This is a genomic window from Paraburkholderia sp. BL6669N2 (assembly GCF_003387275.1).
Classification (GTDB): domain Bacteria; phylum Pseudomonadota; class Gammaproteobacteria; order Burkholderiales; family Burkholderiaceae; genus Paraburkholderia.
This window is the reverse complement of the sequence record NZ_QUNA01000001.1, coordinates 1,056,757-1,072,160: the sequence shown is the minus strand read 5'-3', so window position 1 is coordinate 1,072,160 and position 15,404 is coordinate 1,056,757. Positions and strand designations below refer to the sequence as shown.

The following is a 15,404-nucleotide window of genomic DNA, read 5'->3' as shown; positions in this document are numbered from 1 at the left end:
GTCACTTGATTGACAGGCCGGTCGAAAAAAACGGCCTCTCAGACACCGAACGCGAGTTGCCACAACAACGCGCCGTTGAGCATGATGATGAACGCGGCGGACAGCCACGCGAGCACGAGCGGTACGCCGCGCACGCGCCAGCCGCGCATCAGCGCGGCGTCCGACGTGAAGCGGATCAACGGCACGACCGCGAGCGGCAATTGCAGGCTCAGCACCACCTGGCTTGCCACCAGCAACTGATTGGAACCGTGCTGGCCGAACAGCGCGACCGCGAAGAGCGCCGGCCCGATCGCCAGCGCGCGGGTCAGCAGGGCGCGCTTCCAGCGCGGCAGACGGATGCGCAGAAAGCCTTCCATGACCGCCTGGCCCGCCAGCGTGCCGGTGACGGTCGCGCTCAGCCCGCAGGCGAGCAGCGCCGCCGCGAACAGAATGCCGGCCCAATGCGTGCCGACGAGCGGTGCGATCAGACGGTGGGCATCCGCGAGATCGGTCACGTCACGATGGCCGCTCACATAGAACACGGCGGCGGCCACGATCAACAGCGCCGCATTGATCACGAAAGCAAACGACAGCGAACCGAAAGTGTCCAGATTGACGACGTGCAGCGCGACCTTGATCTGCGCGTCGCTGCCGTCGGGCGCGTGATGCTTGACGAGCGCCGAGTGCAGATAGAGGTTGTGCGGCATCACCGTCGCGCCGACGATGCCCGCCGCGAGCCACACCATGCCCGCGTTGCGCAGCAGCTCGACGCTCGGCATGGTGCCGGCGAGCGCCGCGTGCCAGTCCGGCCGCGCCAGCGCGAGCTGGACCACGAAGCACAGGCCGACGAAGCCGATCAGCGCCGCGATCACCGCTTCCAGTTTGCGGCCGCCTTTCCGCTGGAGCGCGAGCAGCGCAAAGGTGCAGACCGCCGACATCAGCACCCCGACCGTGAGCGACACGCCAAGTAGCAATTGCAACGCGACGGCGCTGCCGACCACCTCGGCCACGTCGCACGCGATGATCGCGACCTCGCTCGTCAGCCACAGAAAGAGGGTGCCCCGGCGGCCCGTGCGTTCGCGGCAGACTTGCGCGAGATCGCGCCCGGTCACGACGCCCAGGCGCGACGACAGCCACTGCAGCAGCATCGCCATCAGGCTCGACAGCAGCACGATGCCGAGCAGGCGGTAGCCGTAGCCTGCGCCGGCGCCGAGAGCGGTCGCCCAGTTGCCCGGATCGATATAGCCGACCGCGATCAACGCCCCGGCGCCGACGAACGAGAGCCAGTGCGGTGGACGTGCCGCCCCATCGCCCGGCAGAGGCCGGCGGCGGTTGGGGCGCAATGCGAACGGATTCGTGTTCATCGATGCCTGAGGGTTAAGACTGCATCCTCTTGCAAGCCACGTGCCCGCCATGCGGACGGCGGGCGGCGCGTCGAGGCCGGGACGCGGCAACGCGATTGGCGGCGTGCCGTCGCTCGGCCTGTGAGAGCTATTGTGCACCGTCGAACGCTTCGCGGCTTGAGTGCACTCCGACCTTGGCCGTTCGGCATAAAAGTCACGGAATGCGGGAGCGCGCCACCGCCGTTTGCGCGAACGAAGCGCGCCCTGCACAGCGTCAACTTGACAACCAGATAACGGCGCACCGGTACGGGTGTTTTTTTCGGGTGGACACGCGCGCATAACCCGCTAAAATTGCGGCCAATTTTCCAGCGGTGCGGCTGACGCTGTACCGTTTGCGCGACAGCGTGGCAATTTTTTTGGTCCGCGCAATAATTGATGGTACTTTTCGGGTTTTTCAGGGGAGCCGTGGGCGCAGTGCCGCGGCGCGGGTGAGGACGGCCGGCAACGGGCCGGTCAGGATCGGAGAACGGAATGAAAAGACGGGTAGTGGGGCAAGTGGCGGCGCTGGTCTTGTGCGCGGCGCCGTGGTTGACGGCCGCTGCGAAAGACACGCAGCTCAACGTGTATAACTGGTCCGATTACATCGCCAAGGACACCATTCCGAACTTCACCAAACAGACCGGCGTTCAGGTCAAATACGACAATTACGACAGCGACGACACGCTGCAAGCCAAGCTCCTCACCGGCAATTCCGGCTACGACATCGTCGTGCCGACCAGCAATTACGCCGGCAAGCAGATCGCCGCCGGCATTTTCGCGCCGCTCGACAAATCGAAGCTGCCGAACCTGAAGTACCTCGATCCCTCGCTGATGGCGCTCGTCGCCGGCGCCGATCCGGGCAACAAGTTCACGGTGCCCTGGGCATACGGCACGACCGGCCTCGGCTACAACGTCACCAAAGCGCAGCAGATTCTCGGCAAGAACGTGCCGCTCGATAGCTGGGACGTCCTCTTCAAGCCGGAAAACATTTCGAAGCTGAAGGCGTGCGGCGTGTCCGTGCTCGACGCGCCGGACCAGATGTTCGCCGCCGCGCTGCATTACATCGGCAAGGATCCCATGAGCACGAACCCGGCCGATTACCGCGCCGCGCTCGAAATGATGAAGAAGATCCGCCCGTACATCACGCAGTTCAATTCGTCGGGCTATATCAACGACCTGGTCGGCGGCGACGTGTGCTTTGCGTACGGCTGGTCGGGCGACGTCGTGATCGCCAAGCATCGCGCGGTCGAAGCGAAGAAGCCCTACAAGGTCGAGTATTACATTCCGAAGGGCGGGGCGCCGGTGTGGTTCGACGTGATGGCGATTCCGAAGGACGCGAAGAACAAGGAAGCCGCGCTCGAATGGATCAACTACATCGAAACGCCGCAGGTTCACGCCGCGATCACCAACGCCGTCTACTACCCGAGCGCCAATCTCGAAGCGCGCAAGTACGTGGACAAGGACGTGGCGAACGACCCGGCCGTGTATCCGCCGCCTGAAGTCATCAAGACCCTGTTCCTGCTGAAGCCGTTGCCGCCGGAAATCCAGCGGCTGCAAACGCGGCTGTGGACTGAATTCAAGTCCGGCCGCTGACCCGCGGCCAGAATGAACGGGTAGGCATCATCAAGAAGCCCTCGGTGTTCACCGGGGGCTTTGTTCGTCAAACGCCGGAGTCAAGCATTGTGATGAGTAGTGACCAGTCGGGCGCGCTGGCAGGGGCCGTCGCGCCGTCCCCGGGCCAGAACGCCGTTGCAGGCGACGCCACGGACAACTTCGTCCAGGTCGTCGATGTCGTGAAGAAGTTCGGCGAGACCGTGGCGGTCAAGGGCGTCAACCTCTCGGTGAAGAAGGGCGAGCTGTTCGCGCTGCTCGGCAGTTCCGGCTGCGGCAAGTCGACCTTGCTGCGCATGATGGCCGGACTCGAAAGCGTGAGCTCGGGCAAGATCCTGATCGACGGCGAAGACCTCGCGCAATTGCCGCCGTACCGCCGGCCGGTCAACATGATGTTCCAGTCGTACGCGCTGTTTCCGCACATGACTGTGGAGGGCAATGTTGCCTTCGGGCTGAAGCAGGAAGGCGTGCCGAAGGCCGAACTGAAGGACCGCGTGCAGACCGCGCTCGAACTCGTGCAGATGGGCCGCTTCGCGAAGCGCAAACCCAATCAGCTTTCCGGCGGTCAACAACAGCGCGTGGCGCTCGCGCGTTCGCTGGTCAAGCGGCCCAAGCTGCTGCTGCTCGACGAGCCGATGTCCGCGCTCGACAAGCAGATCCGCCAACGCACGCAAATCGAACTGGTCAACATTCTCGACAAGGTCGGCGTGACCTGCATGATGGTGACGCACGATCAGGAAGAGGCGATGACCATGGCGGGCCGCCTTGCCGTGATGAGCGAAGGCGAGATCGTGCAGCTCGGCACGCCGCACGAAGTGTACGAATATCCGAATAGCCGTTTTTCGGCCGAATTCATCGGCTCGACGAATCTGTTCGAAGGCCATACGGTTGAAGACGAGCCCGATCACGTGTTCATCGAAACGCCGGATCTGTCTTGCCGTTTGTATGTGAGCCATGGCATTACCGGTCCGCTCGGCATGCCGGTGACGATTTCGGTGCGTCCCGAGCGGATCGCATTGACGCGCAAACCGCCTGAGGGCGCATACAACTGGGGCAAGGGCGTCGTCACGAATATCGCCTACATGGGCGGCTATTCGCTTTATCACGTGAAGCTCGACGCCGGCAAAACCGTGATCGCGAACGTGACCAGCCTCGCGCTGACCGAGATCGACCCGCCTACCTGGGGCGACGAAGTGTACGTGCGCTGGAGCGCATCGGCCGGCGTGGTGCTGACGTCATGAAGCGCTCGTTCAATTCCTTCGCCACGTGGCCGGTGCGGCGTTTCAACCTGACCGGGCGCACCGCGGTGGTGGCCGGTCCGTTCATCTGGCTGCTGCTGTTTTTTCTGGTGCCGTTCCTGCTGGTCGTCAAGATCAGTTTCGCCGATCTGCAGCTCGGCATTCCGCCTTACACAGAGTTGACCCAATTCGCGGACGGCGCGATTCACGTCACTCTGGATCTATCGCATTACGCGTTTCTGCTGACCGACAGCCTCTATTTCGCGACCTACGTGAATTCCGTGGTGGTCGCCGCGATCTCGACGCTATTGTGTTTGCTGATCGGCTATCCGATGGCGTACTACATCGCGCGTTCGAATCCGGGCAGCCGCAATCTGCTGATGATGGCCGTGATGCTGCCGTTCTGGACGTCGTTTCTGATTCGCGTGTATGCGTGGATCGGGATTCTGAAGAACAACGGCTTGCTGAATAACTTTTTAATGTCGATCGGGTTGATTCACTCGCCGATCGAGTTGTATCACACGAATACCGCCGTTTATATCGGCATGGTCTATTCGTATCTGCCGTTTCTTGTGATGCCGCTGTATGCGCATCTCGTGAAGATGGACATGACGCTGCTGGAAGCCGCCTACGACCTTGGCGCAAAGCCTTGGAAGGCATTCTGGCAGATCACGTTGCCGCTCTCGAAGAACGGCATCATCGCCGGTTGTTTGCTGGTGTTCATTCCGGCGGTGGGCGAGTACGTGATTCCCGAATTGCTGGGCGGCGCGAACACGCTAATGATCGGCCGCGTGATGTGGAATGAGTTTTTCGACAATGCCGATTGGCCGATGGCGTCTGCCGTGACGTGCGCAATGGTGTTGTTGTTATTGGTGCCGATGGCGTTTTTCCAGTACGCGCAGGCGAAGGCGATGGAGGAAAGGCGTTGATGAAACCGAACCGGATTTTGCAGTTGATTGCTTTGGGGATCGGGTTTCTGTTTCTGTACATTCCGATCGTGAGTCTGATTGTGTATTCGTTCAACGAATCGCAACTGGTCACCGTGTGGACGCGTTTTTCGACGCGCTGGTATGCGGCGTTGCTGCAGGATGACGAGTTGATCGCGGCGGCGTGGTTGTCGTTGCGGGTGGCTTTGTTGACGGCGTTTGCTTCTGTTGTCATTGGCACGTGGGCCGGTTTCGTGCTCGCGCGGATGGGGCGGTTTCGCGGCTTTACGCTGTATACCGGGATGATCAATGCGCCGTTGGTGATCCCCGAGGTGATTCAGGGAATTTCGCTGCTGCTGCTGTTCATCGAAATGGCCAAGTGGTTGGGTTGGCCTGCCGGGCGCGGCATTTTCACGATCTGGATCGGGCATGTGATGCTGTGTATTTCTTATGTGGCGATCATCGTGCAGTCGCGGGTGAAGGAGTTGCATCCCTCGCTCGAAGAGGCGGCGCTGGATCTTGGGGCTACGCCGTTGCGGGTGTTCTTCTTTATTACGTTGCCGCTGATTTCTCAGGCGCTGGTTTCCGGGTGGTTGTTGTCGTTCACTTTGTCGATTGATGATCTGGTGCTGTCGGCGTTTTTGTCTGGGCCTGGGTCGACTACTTTGCCGCTCGTTGTTTTCTCGCGTGTTCGGTTGGGGTTGAATCCGGAGATGAATGCGTTGGCTACTCTCTTTATTGCTGTGGTTACTGTTGGGGTGGTGGCGGCTAATTATTTTATGCAGCGGGCGGAGAGGAGGCGGGCTGGGATGGCGGTTTGAGTTTCTCAGTTCTTTTGCGGTGGTCTTTGCGTTTTTGGCCTTTTCTTGTGTTCTTGGTGGTCTATTAGCGTTGCCCCTGTGCGGGCGGCACTTACTTCTCTTTGCCGGCCGCAAAGAGAAGTAAGCAAGAGAAAGCGGCTCACACCGCTAATTCTTAAGCGGGTCCCCCGCACAGTTGCGGTAGTGGTGCATCTGGAATCTGGGTTCTCGCGCATTCGGCGTGAGTGACAAAGAAGTCATTTTTCCGGCGGCGCTGCGCGCGCCGTCGCGGTCGTTCAGAGAGCGGTTGACGACGATGTGCGCGGCATCATCGGGCGACGCCAATGACCCCATTGCGCACAAACGGACCCACTACCTTTGAGCATACCGTTCCGGCGAGCGCGGAGCGCGAGGCGCGAAGAATGAGCGCCTTGTCACAAGCGCCGAATGCGCACAGGGGCAACGCTAATAGACCACCAAGAACACAAGAAAAGGCCAAAACCAAAAACCCTCAAACCCGATACCCAACCCGAACCCCACCCCAATGCCGCCCACCGACAAAAACCGGCGCCGACGCATCCTTCATCAGCACAAACTCCCCACCGCCCATATCCCGCCGATACGTCTGCAACAAAAACCGCTTGGTATGTGAAGCCGCGGCAATCCCGGTCCGATCATCGAACATCCGACGATTCCGGCAATTCGCGGTATTCCAGACCACATCACCATCACGCTGCGGCATAGAAAACTTCAGATTGTGCGTCGGCAAATACCCCCGCGAATCGACCGCGGCACAAAAGGCGACACGCGGGTCGAGATCGAGCAAAGGCTCCTGAATAGCCGGCAAAACACGATCGGTCAACGCGGTAAACCGCGTCAAAAACTGCGGCGGATTACTCCCAACCACCGGCACATAATGCCGGTCAAACAGATCCTCAATCGACACTTCACCACGCGCCACCGCCGTTTCGAATGCCTTGCTCACGGCGGCCGCCGCCCGCTGCACAGCCTCGATAAAACGCGTATCCGCCGTTTCCACACCCGTCGCGGCAGTCAGCTCGATTAGCGTTTCGGACACGCCAAGCAAATTCCCCAACCGGTCCTTCGCCTGCACGAAATTCTCGCTCGAATCCTCGACGCCGCTCGCCATTTCCAGCACCTGCGCCTCGAGTCCGCCGCACTGCGATTCGATCTCGCCGGTCAACACGGCGATCTGTCCGGCCTCGTCATTCAGATGCGCGATCGCATCGCCCGTTGCATGCACGACGTCGCCGATCTTGCGCGTGCCTTCGCGCACGCGGTGCGCCCGCGCGGTGTTCACGGATCCCTCGCTGATCAGCTGCTCGGTCTGTTGCGTGAGCTGCGCCAAGGTGGTCTCGATCTGCCCGGTGGCCTGCGCGGTCTTCGCCGAGAGGTTCTTCACTTCGGCCGCGACCACCGCGAAACTCTTGCCGGAGTCGCCGGCGCGCGCGGCTTCGATCGCGGCATTTAGCGCCAGTAGATGAGTCTGACGCGCGATCAGCGAAATCTCCTCGGAGACCCGGCTCACATGCGCCAGCGCGCTACGCAACGCGCCGATCTGGCTTTCGATGACGGTCACGCCTTCCACGAGTCCATGAATGTCGGCGAGCGACGCTTCGAGCGTTTGCTGCGATTCCTGCACGCCGGTCGCGGCTTCGGCGGATACGTCGCTCATTTTCCGCGCGGCAGCGGCAATGCGATGATTGCCCGCGAGCGTCTGCGCGGCCGATTCGCGCAGCGCGCGGCATACTTGCGCCTGGTGTTGCACGCGTGCGGCTACTTCCTCGACGTGGCCCGATACGTCGCAGATTTCGATGCCCAGTTTGCCGGCTTGCGCGGCAATATCGCCGACCACCGTGTGCGAACGGGCCGAACGGCGAAAGCTGAAACGCGTCATGGTGGTCTCCTTCGCATGCAATATGTTCTCCGCCGCCGCGCCCGGCGCATTCAATCGGCGCAATCACCCAACGCGTTTTCAGCGCCTCCTCGACGCGTTTACGGCAGTCTTTCAAGCGACTTGATCCGGGGTATCCCGCAGTCGTTATGATGTGCGGTCCAACCGCGGTCCACACGCTTATCCGTAGACCTTTCCGTTTCTTACCGGCAACTCATGATCGACTCCTTCGCGCGCGTTTCGGGCTGGCAACAGCTCTATCATCTGTGGGAGCTGATCGTCATGCTCTGCAAGTTTCTCTGGGGACTGTTGCGTCTGCTGGGCGGCGGCTGAACGCGTCGCGCGACGCGAGGGAAGGGCGCGCAAGATTCGCGCGCCATATGCACGCGCGAGCCCGCGCGAAACATCGATTGATTGAATCGTGGTGACGAAGCGGTTGGGTCAGGCCGGTGCGCGACGTGTGCCTTCGTCAACCGGAACGCGTGCGCCACGCGTGCCAAGAAAGGCGCGCAGATCGGTCATCACACGCTCGGGCGCTTCTTCCATCGGAATATGGCCGAGCCCCGGATACATGATCGACTTCGCGCCCGGAATGCGGCCGGCGAATTCGGCGGCGTGCGCAGTCGGAATCCAGCGATCCTTCGCACCCCATAGCACGAGCGTCGGCACGTGGAGTGTCTTCAGCTCGTCGGTGTCGACTTCCTTGAAGTCGAGCGTGGGCACCATCTTGCCGATCGCGGCGCGTGTGCCTTCGCCGTGAAAGAACTCGACGTAGCGCCGCAGCGTCACCGCATCGATCTTGCGCGGATCGCCATACACGTTGCGCACCGCGCTTTTGACGATGACCTCAGGCAGCCACCACGGCGAACTGACCCGCACCAGCGCGCTGTTGAACAGGCCGATGTAAATCGGCAGTTTCATCGGAAAGCCCGCCGAGTCGATCAGCACGAGCCGTTCAACTGCTTCGCGATGCCGCACCGCATAGTCCCACGCAATCAGGCCGCCGAGCGAATTACCCATGAAGGTCGCGCGCGAGATGCCGAGCGCCTGCATGAATGTGTCGATGAAACGCCGGTAGGTCGGCAGATTCATCGTTTCGATCGCGCCGCTGCTGGAGCGCAGCGGTCCCGTCACGCCGAACGGCGGCAGGTCGAGGCGGATCACGCGATGCTCGCGCTTGAGTTCGTTGGCGACGCGATTCCAGGTATGCAGCGAAGACGCGAAGCCGTGGATCATCACGATGATGTCGCCACCGCCTTCGTCGACGTAATGCACGTCGGCACCCATGATCTTCACGAATCTGGAGCCGCTTTGCGTATAGCGCCGGCGCAATTCGTCGCGCGGCACGCTGGTGATCCCGAGGCGCGCGGCGAGCGAGCGCGGCGGTAACGGGGACGTCGAGGTGGGCGTGCCGGAGTCGATGCTTGCCATGTTATTTGTCTCCCTTGTAGTTCGATTTCTGGTTCGCGTGGCTTCGAATTGGATCGCATGGGCGGCGTCGTGTTCTCCCGGGTTGTCAGCCGCCGCTCACTGCGTCACGCCGTCAAGGCGCAAAGCGATAGTCGTGCGGACGCGCGCGGCGAGTGCGCTTGCGAAAGCTGAAGCTGAAGCCCGGCCACAACGCGGTCACTTTGCCGCTGCGGGTCTGGTAGTAGCTACGACAACCGCTCGCCCATACCGAGTGCTGCATGTCTTTCTGCAAACGCGTGTTGAAATCGCGCTGCACGTCGGGCCGCAGATTCATCGTGCGTGCCTTGCGGCGACGCAGTACACGCAGGCAATCGGCGATGTATTGCACTTGCGACTCGATCATGTAGAGCAGCGAGTTGTGGCCAAGGCCCGTATTCGGCCCGACGATCATGAAGAAGTTCGGAAAGTTCGCGACGCTCACGCCGAGGTAGGCTTCCGGGCCGTCCCGCAGCCACTGAGCGCTGAGATCCGCGCCGTCGAGACCGGTCACTTCGAACGGCGCGCCGACGTCGTTGACCTGGAAACCCGTACCGCAAATGATGGCGTCGGCGGGGCGATGCACGCCGTCTTCGGTCACGATCCCGTCGGCGACGATTTCGCGGATGCCGCTCGTCACCACGTCGACATTCGGCTGACTGAGCGCGGGATAGTAGTCGCTCGAGAGCAGCACGCGCTTGCAGCCGAACCGGTAGTTCGGTGTCAGCTTGGCGCGCAGCTCCGGATCCTTGACGCGTCGTTCCAGGTAGCTCAGGCCGAATTTCATCGGCACTTTCAGCAGCTCCGGATTGACGACGAACGCGATGGCGCGCGATTCGAGCTGCCAGTAGATCGCGCTGCGCAAGAAGCGCTGCGTGAACGGCAGATGCTGGAACAGCCACCGGGCGCGCGCGTCGACCGGTTTGTCGGGCTTGGGCATGACCCATGGCGCGGTGCGCTGGAACAGATCGAGATGCGCAACACGTGGCTGGATTTTCGGCACGAACTGGGCCGCGCTCGCGCCCGTGCCGATCACCGCGACGCGCTTGCCTTCGAGCGGATACGCATGGTCCCAGCGCGCCGAATGAAACAGCTTGCCTTCGAAGCGTTCGAGCCCCGCGATTTGCGGCATGGCCGGGCGCGATAGTGGACCGCTTGCGGCGATCACCACATCGGCCTCGATGGTTTCGCGCGCGCCGTTCACATCGATATCGACATGCCAGACCTGGCGCGCTTCGTCGAAACGCGCCGCGGCTACACGCGCATTGCAACGCACGTAACGCTCTACATCGTATTTGCGGGCGCAGCGCTTCAAATAGGCGAAGATTTCCGCCTGGCCGCCGAACGCGCGCGACCACGCCGGATTGGGTTCGAACGAAAACGAATAGAGATGCGAGGGCACGTCGCAGGCCGCGCCGGGATAGGTGTTGTCGCGCCAGGTGCCGCCGATATCGCCGGCCGCCTCGTAGATCGTGAACGACGTGATGCCCATTCGCTGCAGACGAATCGCCATGCCGATCCCGGCAAAACCGCCTCCGACAATGACGATGCGCGGCGCGGCGGGCGGGGCGGATGAAGCAGGCGTCACGGCGGTCTCCGGCATGGGGCGAATTTCAGGCGTCTACAGATGCATGCTGCGGCATAACGCGCAGGGTAGACAACTGTGCACCTGGCGTCAAGATCGTTTAGAGTACTGCTATTAAACGCGCATGGCGCGCATCGATTGAAAACCCATGACATTCGTAGCCGATGCGGCGCCTGCCGCCGAACACAGCCCAGCCCTTGGGCAGGAATTGCCGGCCGGCAAGCGCAAACTGATCGAAGCCGCGTTGCGGCTGACGGCCGGCGGCCGCAGTTTCACGAGCCTGGGTTTGCGCGAACTGGCGCGCGAGGCCGGACTCAATCCCAACACCTTCTATCGTCATTTCGACACACTCGACGAGCTGGCGCGAGAAGCTCTCGAATCGGTGAGCCGCCGGTTGCGGCCGATGCTGCGGCGTGAGCGCTGGCTCGCCGCGCACGACGAACCGCATAGCGTGCCGCGCCGCGCCTGCGTCGCGTTCTTTGCATTCGCGCTGGACAACCGCGCGGCGTTTCTGAGCGCGCTTGCCGAATATCATGGTACGTCGCCGGCATTGCGCGAAGCCGTGCGCGCGAACCTGCACGAGGTATCGGCGGAAATGGCCGACGACATCGTTCAGCTGGAATTGATGCCGACACTTTCTCGTGAGACCGTCGACGAAATCTGCACGCAGATCGTGCTGCAGCTCTTTCATCTCTCAGCCGAATATATCGACGCAGACGACGCGCGCCGCGATGCGCTGATCGCTTATGCGGAGCGCTTCATCATCCGGCTGTTCGCGGGTTCGGTGGTGCTGGCGCAGCATGCATCGGTCAGTGAACGGGTGACGATGCGGACGTGAAGCCTCGGAAACTAATCGCCATAACGAAACAGGCTCCGTAAAGGAGCCTGTTTCAATGACGCGCGCTTGTGCAGCCTGATTCGATTTCAGCCGCGCGGCGAACCTCAGGTGTTGTCGTTCCAGCCGCCGGAGTCGTCGCTGCTGCCCAGATCGACACCGCCACCGTTGTCGTTCCAGTCGTTCGAACCCTGACCGAAGTCGAGGCCGCCGCCATTGCCGCCATTGCCGCCGTCGGTGCCACGACGGCGCGCTTCGTCGTCGACAATCACGTCGCGCTCCACCACGCGCTCGCGCCCGGAATTCAGCGCTTCGCCGAGCAGCACGCCGGTCAGCAGACCGCCCATGCCGCCGCCGAAACCACCGCCGCCTTGCTGCACGATAACCGGCGGCTGTTGCTGATACGGACCTTGCTGCGGGTAGGGCGCTTGCGGTGGATTGCCGAAACGTTCGGCTTCCTGCGCATACGGAGACTGCTGCTGCGAACCGGCGGCCGGAGCGGCATACGGATCGGGCCGGCCCTCGAGGCGCGCGCGCATGCTGCCGAGCCGTTGCTCGAGCTCGTCGAGCTGATACGGCGGCAGCGGATTCTTGCTGTTCGACAACGTTTCTACTAGGCCGCGCAACTGGTCTTCAGTGGCTTCGACTTCCTTCTCCAGCGCCTCATGACCTTGCACGGTGGAGAGCTTCACATCGAGCTTGAGCGAACGCACGGTGTTGAGCATTTCCGTGGCGCGCTTGAGCTGGATGCGACGCTCGTCGTCGGCACGTGTATCGCCTTGCGTGCGGGCGCGGCGCAAGGTCCAGCGCAGCACCAGCGCGATTATGCCGACGAGGACGAGAATGCCGATCCACATGCCCATGCCCGGACCATGCCGTTGCGGCGCCTGCGGCACCATCGCCGACTGTTGCTGCACGGACGGCGCGGTCTGCTGCTGCGCGAACGGGTTGGGCGCGCGGCTGGTCGTGTTGCCGCCCATGGCGCCTGCCCGTTCCGCGTCCTTGCGAATGCGTGCTTCGGTTTGCGCGAAGCGGGTCGGGTCGGTGAAGCGGATTTGCGGGTCGAGTGTCTTGGCCTGCTGCACCTGGGCGAGCGCGTCGGCGGAACGGCCTTCGCGATCGAGCACCTGGGCGTACAGATAGTGCGCGCGCGCATTGTTCGGATGCGCCTGCAACACTTCGCTCAGGCCGGCGTCGGCCTGTTGCCAGTTGCCTTGCGACATGGCCGATTCGATCTGCTGAACGGTGGGCACTGCGAACGCCGCGGCCGACACGAACAGCAGTGAGGAAAACGCGGTTGCGAGAAATTTTTTCATTTACGGACCGGGCGCGTTGCGCCCGTCTCCTTCAGTCGATTCCGGCGGCTCACACGAAGGCCACCGGTATGTACTGCTGCCGACGCAATTACTGGGCCGGCGTATTGATCTGCTTCTTCAATGCTTCGAGACGATCTTCGACGGACGGGCCGCGGTTCAGATCCGCGAGCTTGTCGTCGAGCGCCTTGCCGCTCTTCACGTCGGCCGAATTCAGGCGTGCGTCTGAACGGGCATTCGACAGCGCGACCTTGTCTTCGAGTTTCTGGAAATCTTCGGACAGATTCTTTCCGCCGATGCCACCCAATGCGGTGGCTGCCACATCTTTCGCCTGGGCAATCTGCTGCTTGGCTTGCAGAATGTTGGAGCGCGCGTTCAGGTCGTTGCGACGCGTGCGCATGTCTTCGATCTGGCTCTTGAGCTGCGCCACCGACGGCTCCAGCGTAGTCAGTTCCTTCGCGAGCGCATCGCGTTCGGCTTCAGCCGTGGCTTGCGCGCCGAGGGCTTCGCGCGCCAGCGCTTCGTCGCCGGATTGCAGCGCGCGCTTCGCGCCGTCTTCGTATTTCTTCGCCTTGTCCGCGGCAACATCGCGCTTGCTTTGCTGCGTGGCCACTTGCGCCTGAATCTCGATCAGCGAGTTCTCGGCTTTGGCGATGCTCTCGTCGAGTTCGCGCACGATCTGGCGCGAGTCGCGCGACGGATCTTGCACGGAGTCGGCTGCGTCGTTCAGGAGACCTTTAAGCGTGCGGGAAATGCTGTCAAAAAGCGACATGAAAACCTCCAAAGAATGTAAACGGCGCTGAATAATCCCGCGCGCTCAACTGCATTCAACTGCTACTTTACGCCGCTGCACGCGAAGCTGCGCGACGTTCGGACCGGAGTTCGGGGCGCGCGCGCCGATTGCAATAGCGGCAACGTAAATTGTTCGATTCGAATATCGAGTGGCAAACAGCTCGAAGGTTAAATCGCGCGATGCGTCATTCAGCCGCTCGCGGATATTACACCACGCGCTCTCTTAAAACCCCCTTAAAGGGCGCGATGACAGATTAGCCAACTTTGCGCGCAGCACGTGTCGTGGGCGTGAATAGGCGCGGTGAGAGCGGGCGGTGTTTGCGTCGATAGTCGTCGTACGCGAGCAGGGTTGGCGATGGCCAATAGTCGTGCATGCAACCACACAAAGGACGCAAACGCCGAAGCTGCTTTCAATATGCAAACGCCGCTTCTGATCGCTGGATGAATGCCAGGCTTGCGGTGCCGAAAGCTCACGCATTTTGAATGACGCCGATGTAACGATGTGCAACGCGCCGACGCAATCAGCATGCTAGGCATCGCACGAACCCGTCACGCGAAACGGCCGCCTTTCGTGGAGGGATCGCCCAGTGGATCGTCGTCGTCGCGCGGGGTGTCGACGCGCGGGTGTTTAAGCACGCTGCGCAATTGCGCTTCCGTGTCGGTTTGCGTTGAGAGTCCTCCCGTCGATGCCGCTTCAGCTGCTGCCACGCGCGCGACGGCTTCGGCGGTTGCCGCTGCTTCCTCGTCGATGCCGGCGGCGAGCGCGGCGGCGAGACCCGCCGGCAACAACGGCGCGGGCTCCGCCTGTCCGGATGCAAAGCCCGGCAGTCCGCCCGGCGCAGGCGCGTTGGAAGCCGCCGCGCCACCCGTAGGCGCGCCGCTTGTGCTGTCGCCGTGCGTTTGCAAAACCGGCGGCAATGCGGCGCGCGCGTGCCGTGTGCCGCGCGCGACCCGTTGCAGCGCGGCGTCGAGCGCGTCCGGCGCGCGGGGCGCGCGCAGGCGGTCGACGATGCTGGCCGCTTTCACCTGTTCGCTGGTCGCGCCGAAGCTCAGGACCGCGCGCCGCATCAGTTCGCTGACGCTGATGCCCAGATTTTCGGCGGTGGCGGTGATCGCGCGTTTCTGCGCGGTCGTGACGAATACGACGATGCGTTCGCTGGGCTTATTCATGGTCGGCTCGCATACTTGTTGGCATGGGCGGTTCAAAGCGGCCATTTGGCGGACGCCGCGGCGCGAGCCCGTGTTAGCGCGCGCCGAGTCCATCATATGACGAGTTGCCCCGATGCGGAACGGGCGTGACATGAAAATCCCATGGCATCAACGAGTTGTAACGTTTGCGGGCAGCTTGTCCACAGGCCTTTCAACATTTTCTGTGAATAACTCCGGCAGCGCGTGAAAGCGCTCGTGGGGCCGTCCGAAACTACAGACTCCTTTCGCGCGAAGGGAATTCTTACAAAAAAACTAACTTGGACCGTGCTTGATTTCTTTTAAAATGCGCTGTTACGTTGCGCCGGACTCGATCCGGGCGCGCCGTGCGGCCTGCCGGGGGCAAAGGGCCGTGCGGTGGTTTGCGCCTCAGGCT

General features: G+C 62.2%; 12 protein-coding genes. 5 read left to right on the top strand and 7 right to left on the bottom strand.

Features of this window, described 5'->3' with window-relative positions; genetic code table 11:
* Positions 1 to 38 precede the first annotated feature (38 nt).
* Positions 39 to 1,343: an Nramp family divalent metal transporter gene (locus B0G80_RS04800; protein ID WP_116117188.1), complete on the bottom strand. Its 1,305-nt coding sequence runs from the start codon at positions 1,341 to 1,343 to the stop codon at positions 39 to 41.
* Positions 1,344 to 1,853: 510 nt separating this feature from the next.
* On the opposite strand from B0G80_RS04800, the gene B0G80_RS04795 reads away from it, so the two are divergent.
* The 4 genes from B0G80_RS04795 (at position 1,854) to B0G80_RS04780 (ending at position 5,957) form a co-directional block, all read left to right on the top strand.
* On the top strand, positions 1,854 to 2,954 hold the full coding sequence (locus tag B0G80_RS04795) for a polyamine ABC transporter substrate-binding protein (protein ID WP_106285588.1): 1,101 nt from the start codon (positions 1,854 to 1,856) through the stop codon (positions 2,952 to 2,954).
* A 92-nt stretch (positions 2,955 to 3,046) separates the two neighbouring features.
* Positions 3,047 to 4,213 carry an ABC transporter ATP-binding protein gene (locus B0G80_RS04790; RefSeq protein ID WP_181916758.1) on the top strand — a complete coding sequence of 389 codons (1,167 nt, stop codon included), beginning with the start codon at positions 3,047 to 3,049 and terminating at the stop codon, positions 4,211 to 4,213.
* Positions 4,210 to 5,139, top strand: a complete 930-nt coding sequence (locus tag B0G80_RS04785; RefSeq protein WP_116117187.1) for an ABC transporter permease subunit — start codon at positions 4,210 to 4,212, stop codon at positions 5,137 to 5,139. Before B0G80_RS04790 ends, B0G80_RS04785 begins: the two co-directional genes overlap by 4 nt.
* Positions 5,139 to 5,957, top strand: a complete 819-nt coding sequence (locus B0G80_RS04780; RefSeq protein WP_116117186.1) for an ABC transporter permease subunit — start codon at positions 5,139 to 5,141, stop codon at positions 5,955 to 5,957. Before B0G80_RS04785 ends, B0G80_RS04780 begins: the two co-directional genes overlap by 1 nt.
* A gap of 490 nt (positions 5,958 to 6,447) precedes the next feature.
* On the opposite strand, the gene B0G80_RS04775 is transcribed toward B0G80_RS04780, so the two are convergent.
* The 3 genes from B0G80_RS04775 to B0G80_RS04765 all read right to left on the bottom strand — a co-directional run bounded on the left by B0G80_RS04775 (position 6,448) and on the right by B0G80_RS04765 (position 10,885).
* Positions 6,448 to 7,854, bottom strand: coding sequence for a methyl-accepting chemotaxis protein (locus tag B0G80_RS04775; RefSeq protein ID WP_116117185.1), 1,407 nt, complete (start codon positions 7,852 to 7,854; stop codon positions 6,448 to 6,450).
* A gap of 438 nt (positions 7,855 to 8,292) precedes the next feature.
* Positions 8,293 to 9,282 carry an alpha/beta fold hydrolase gene (locus tag B0G80_RS04770; protein ID WP_116117184.1) on the bottom strand — a complete coding sequence of 330 codons (990 nt, stop codon included), beginning with the start codon at positions 9,280 to 9,282 and terminating at the stop codon, positions 8,293 to 8,295.
* A gap of 112 nt (positions 9,283 to 9,394) precedes the next feature.
* Positions 9,395 to 10,885: an NAD(P)/FAD-dependent oxidoreductase gene (locus tag B0G80_RS04765; protein WP_116119516.1), complete on the bottom strand. Its 1,491-nt coding sequence runs from the start codon at positions 10,883 to 10,885 to the stop codon at positions 9,395 to 9,397.
* Between the two features lie 145 nt (positions 10,886 to 11,030).
* On the opposite strand from B0G80_RS04765, the gene B0G80_RS04760 reads away from it, so the two are divergent.
* Positions 11,031 to 11,720 carry a TetR family transcriptional regulator gene (locus B0G80_RS04760; protein ID WP_181919907.1) on the top strand — a complete coding sequence of 230 codons (690 nt, stop codon included), beginning with the start codon at positions 11,031 to 11,033 and terminating at the stop codon, positions 11,718 to 11,720.
* Positions 11,721 to 11,824: 104 nt separating this feature from the next.
* On the opposite strand, the gene B0G80_RS04755 is transcribed toward B0G80_RS04760, so the two are convergent.
* From B0G80_RS04755 to B0G80_RS04745, 3 genes are all read right to left on the bottom strand, one after another.
* On the bottom strand, positions 11,825 to 13,033 hold the full coding sequence (locus B0G80_RS04755) for a M48 family metallopeptidase (RefSeq protein WP_116117183.1): 1,209 nt from the start codon (positions 13,031 to 13,033) through the stop codon (positions 11,825 to 11,827).
* Positions 13,034 to 13,121: 88 nt separating this feature from the next.
* The gene (locus tag B0G80_RS04750) at positions 13,122 to 13,802 is read right to left on the bottom strand and encodes a PspA/IM30 family protein (RefSeq protein ID WP_011488613.1); all 681 of its coding nucleotides are present in this window, start codon (positions 13,800 to 13,802) and stop codon (positions 13,122 to 13,124) included.
* Between the two features lie 569 nt (positions 13,803 to 14,371).
* On the bottom strand, positions 14,372 to 14,992 hold the full coding sequence (locus tag B0G80_RS04745; RefSeq protein WP_116117182.1) for a hypothetical protein: 621 nt from the start codon (positions 14,990 to 14,992) through the stop codon (positions 14,372 to 14,374).
* Positions 14,993 to 15,404 lie beyond the last annotated feature (412 nt).

Excerpts from the sequence above, each read along its gene's own strand:
- B0G80_RS04775 (WP_116117185.1), bottom strand. The coding sequence starts at position 7,854 with ATGACGCGTTTCAGCTTTCGCCGTTCGGCCCGTTCGCACACGGTGGTC.
- B0G80_RS04780 (WP_116117186.1), top strand. The coding sequence starts at position 5,139 with ATGAAACCGAACCGGATTTTGCAGTTGATTGCTTTGGGGATCGGGTTT.
- B0G80_RS04750 (WP_011488613.1), bottom strand. The coding sequence starts at position 13,802 with ATGTCGCTTTTTGACAGCATTTCCCGCACGCTTAAAGGTCTCCTGAAC.
- B0G80_RS04755 (WP_116117183.1), bottom strand. The coding sequence starts at position 13,033 with ATGAAAAAATTTCTCGCAACCGCGTTTTCCTCACTGCTGTTCGTGTCG.
- B0G80_RS04795 (WP_106285588.1), top strand. The coding sequence starts at position 1,854 with ATGAAAAGACGGGTAGTGGGGCAAGTGGCGGCGCTGGTCTTGTGCGCG.
- B0G80_RS04745 (WP_116117182.1), bottom strand. The coding sequence starts at position 14,992 with ATGAATAAGCCCAGCGAACGCATCGTCGTATTCGTCACGACCGCGCAG.
- B0G80_RS04760 (WP_181919907.1), top strand. The coding sequence starts at position 11,031 with ATGACATTCGTAGCCGATGCGGCGCCTGCCGCCGAACACAGCCCAGCC.
- B0G80_RS04790 (WP_181916758.1), top strand. The coding sequence starts at position 3,047 with ATGAGTAGTGACCAGTCGGGCGCGCTGGCAGGGGCCGTCGCGCCGTCC.
- B0G80_RS04800 (WP_116117188.1), bottom strand. The coding sequence starts at position 1,343 with ATGAACACGAATCCGTTCGCATTGCGCCCCAACCGCCGCCGGCCTCTG.
- B0G80_RS04785 (WP_116117187.1), top strand. The coding sequence starts at position 4,210 with ATGAAGCGCTCGTTCAATTCCTTCGCCACGTGGCCGGTGCGGCGTTTC.
- B0G80_RS04770 (WP_116117184.1), bottom strand. The coding sequence starts at position 9,282 with ATGGCAAGCATCGACTCCGGCACGCCCACCTCGACGTCCCCGTTACCG.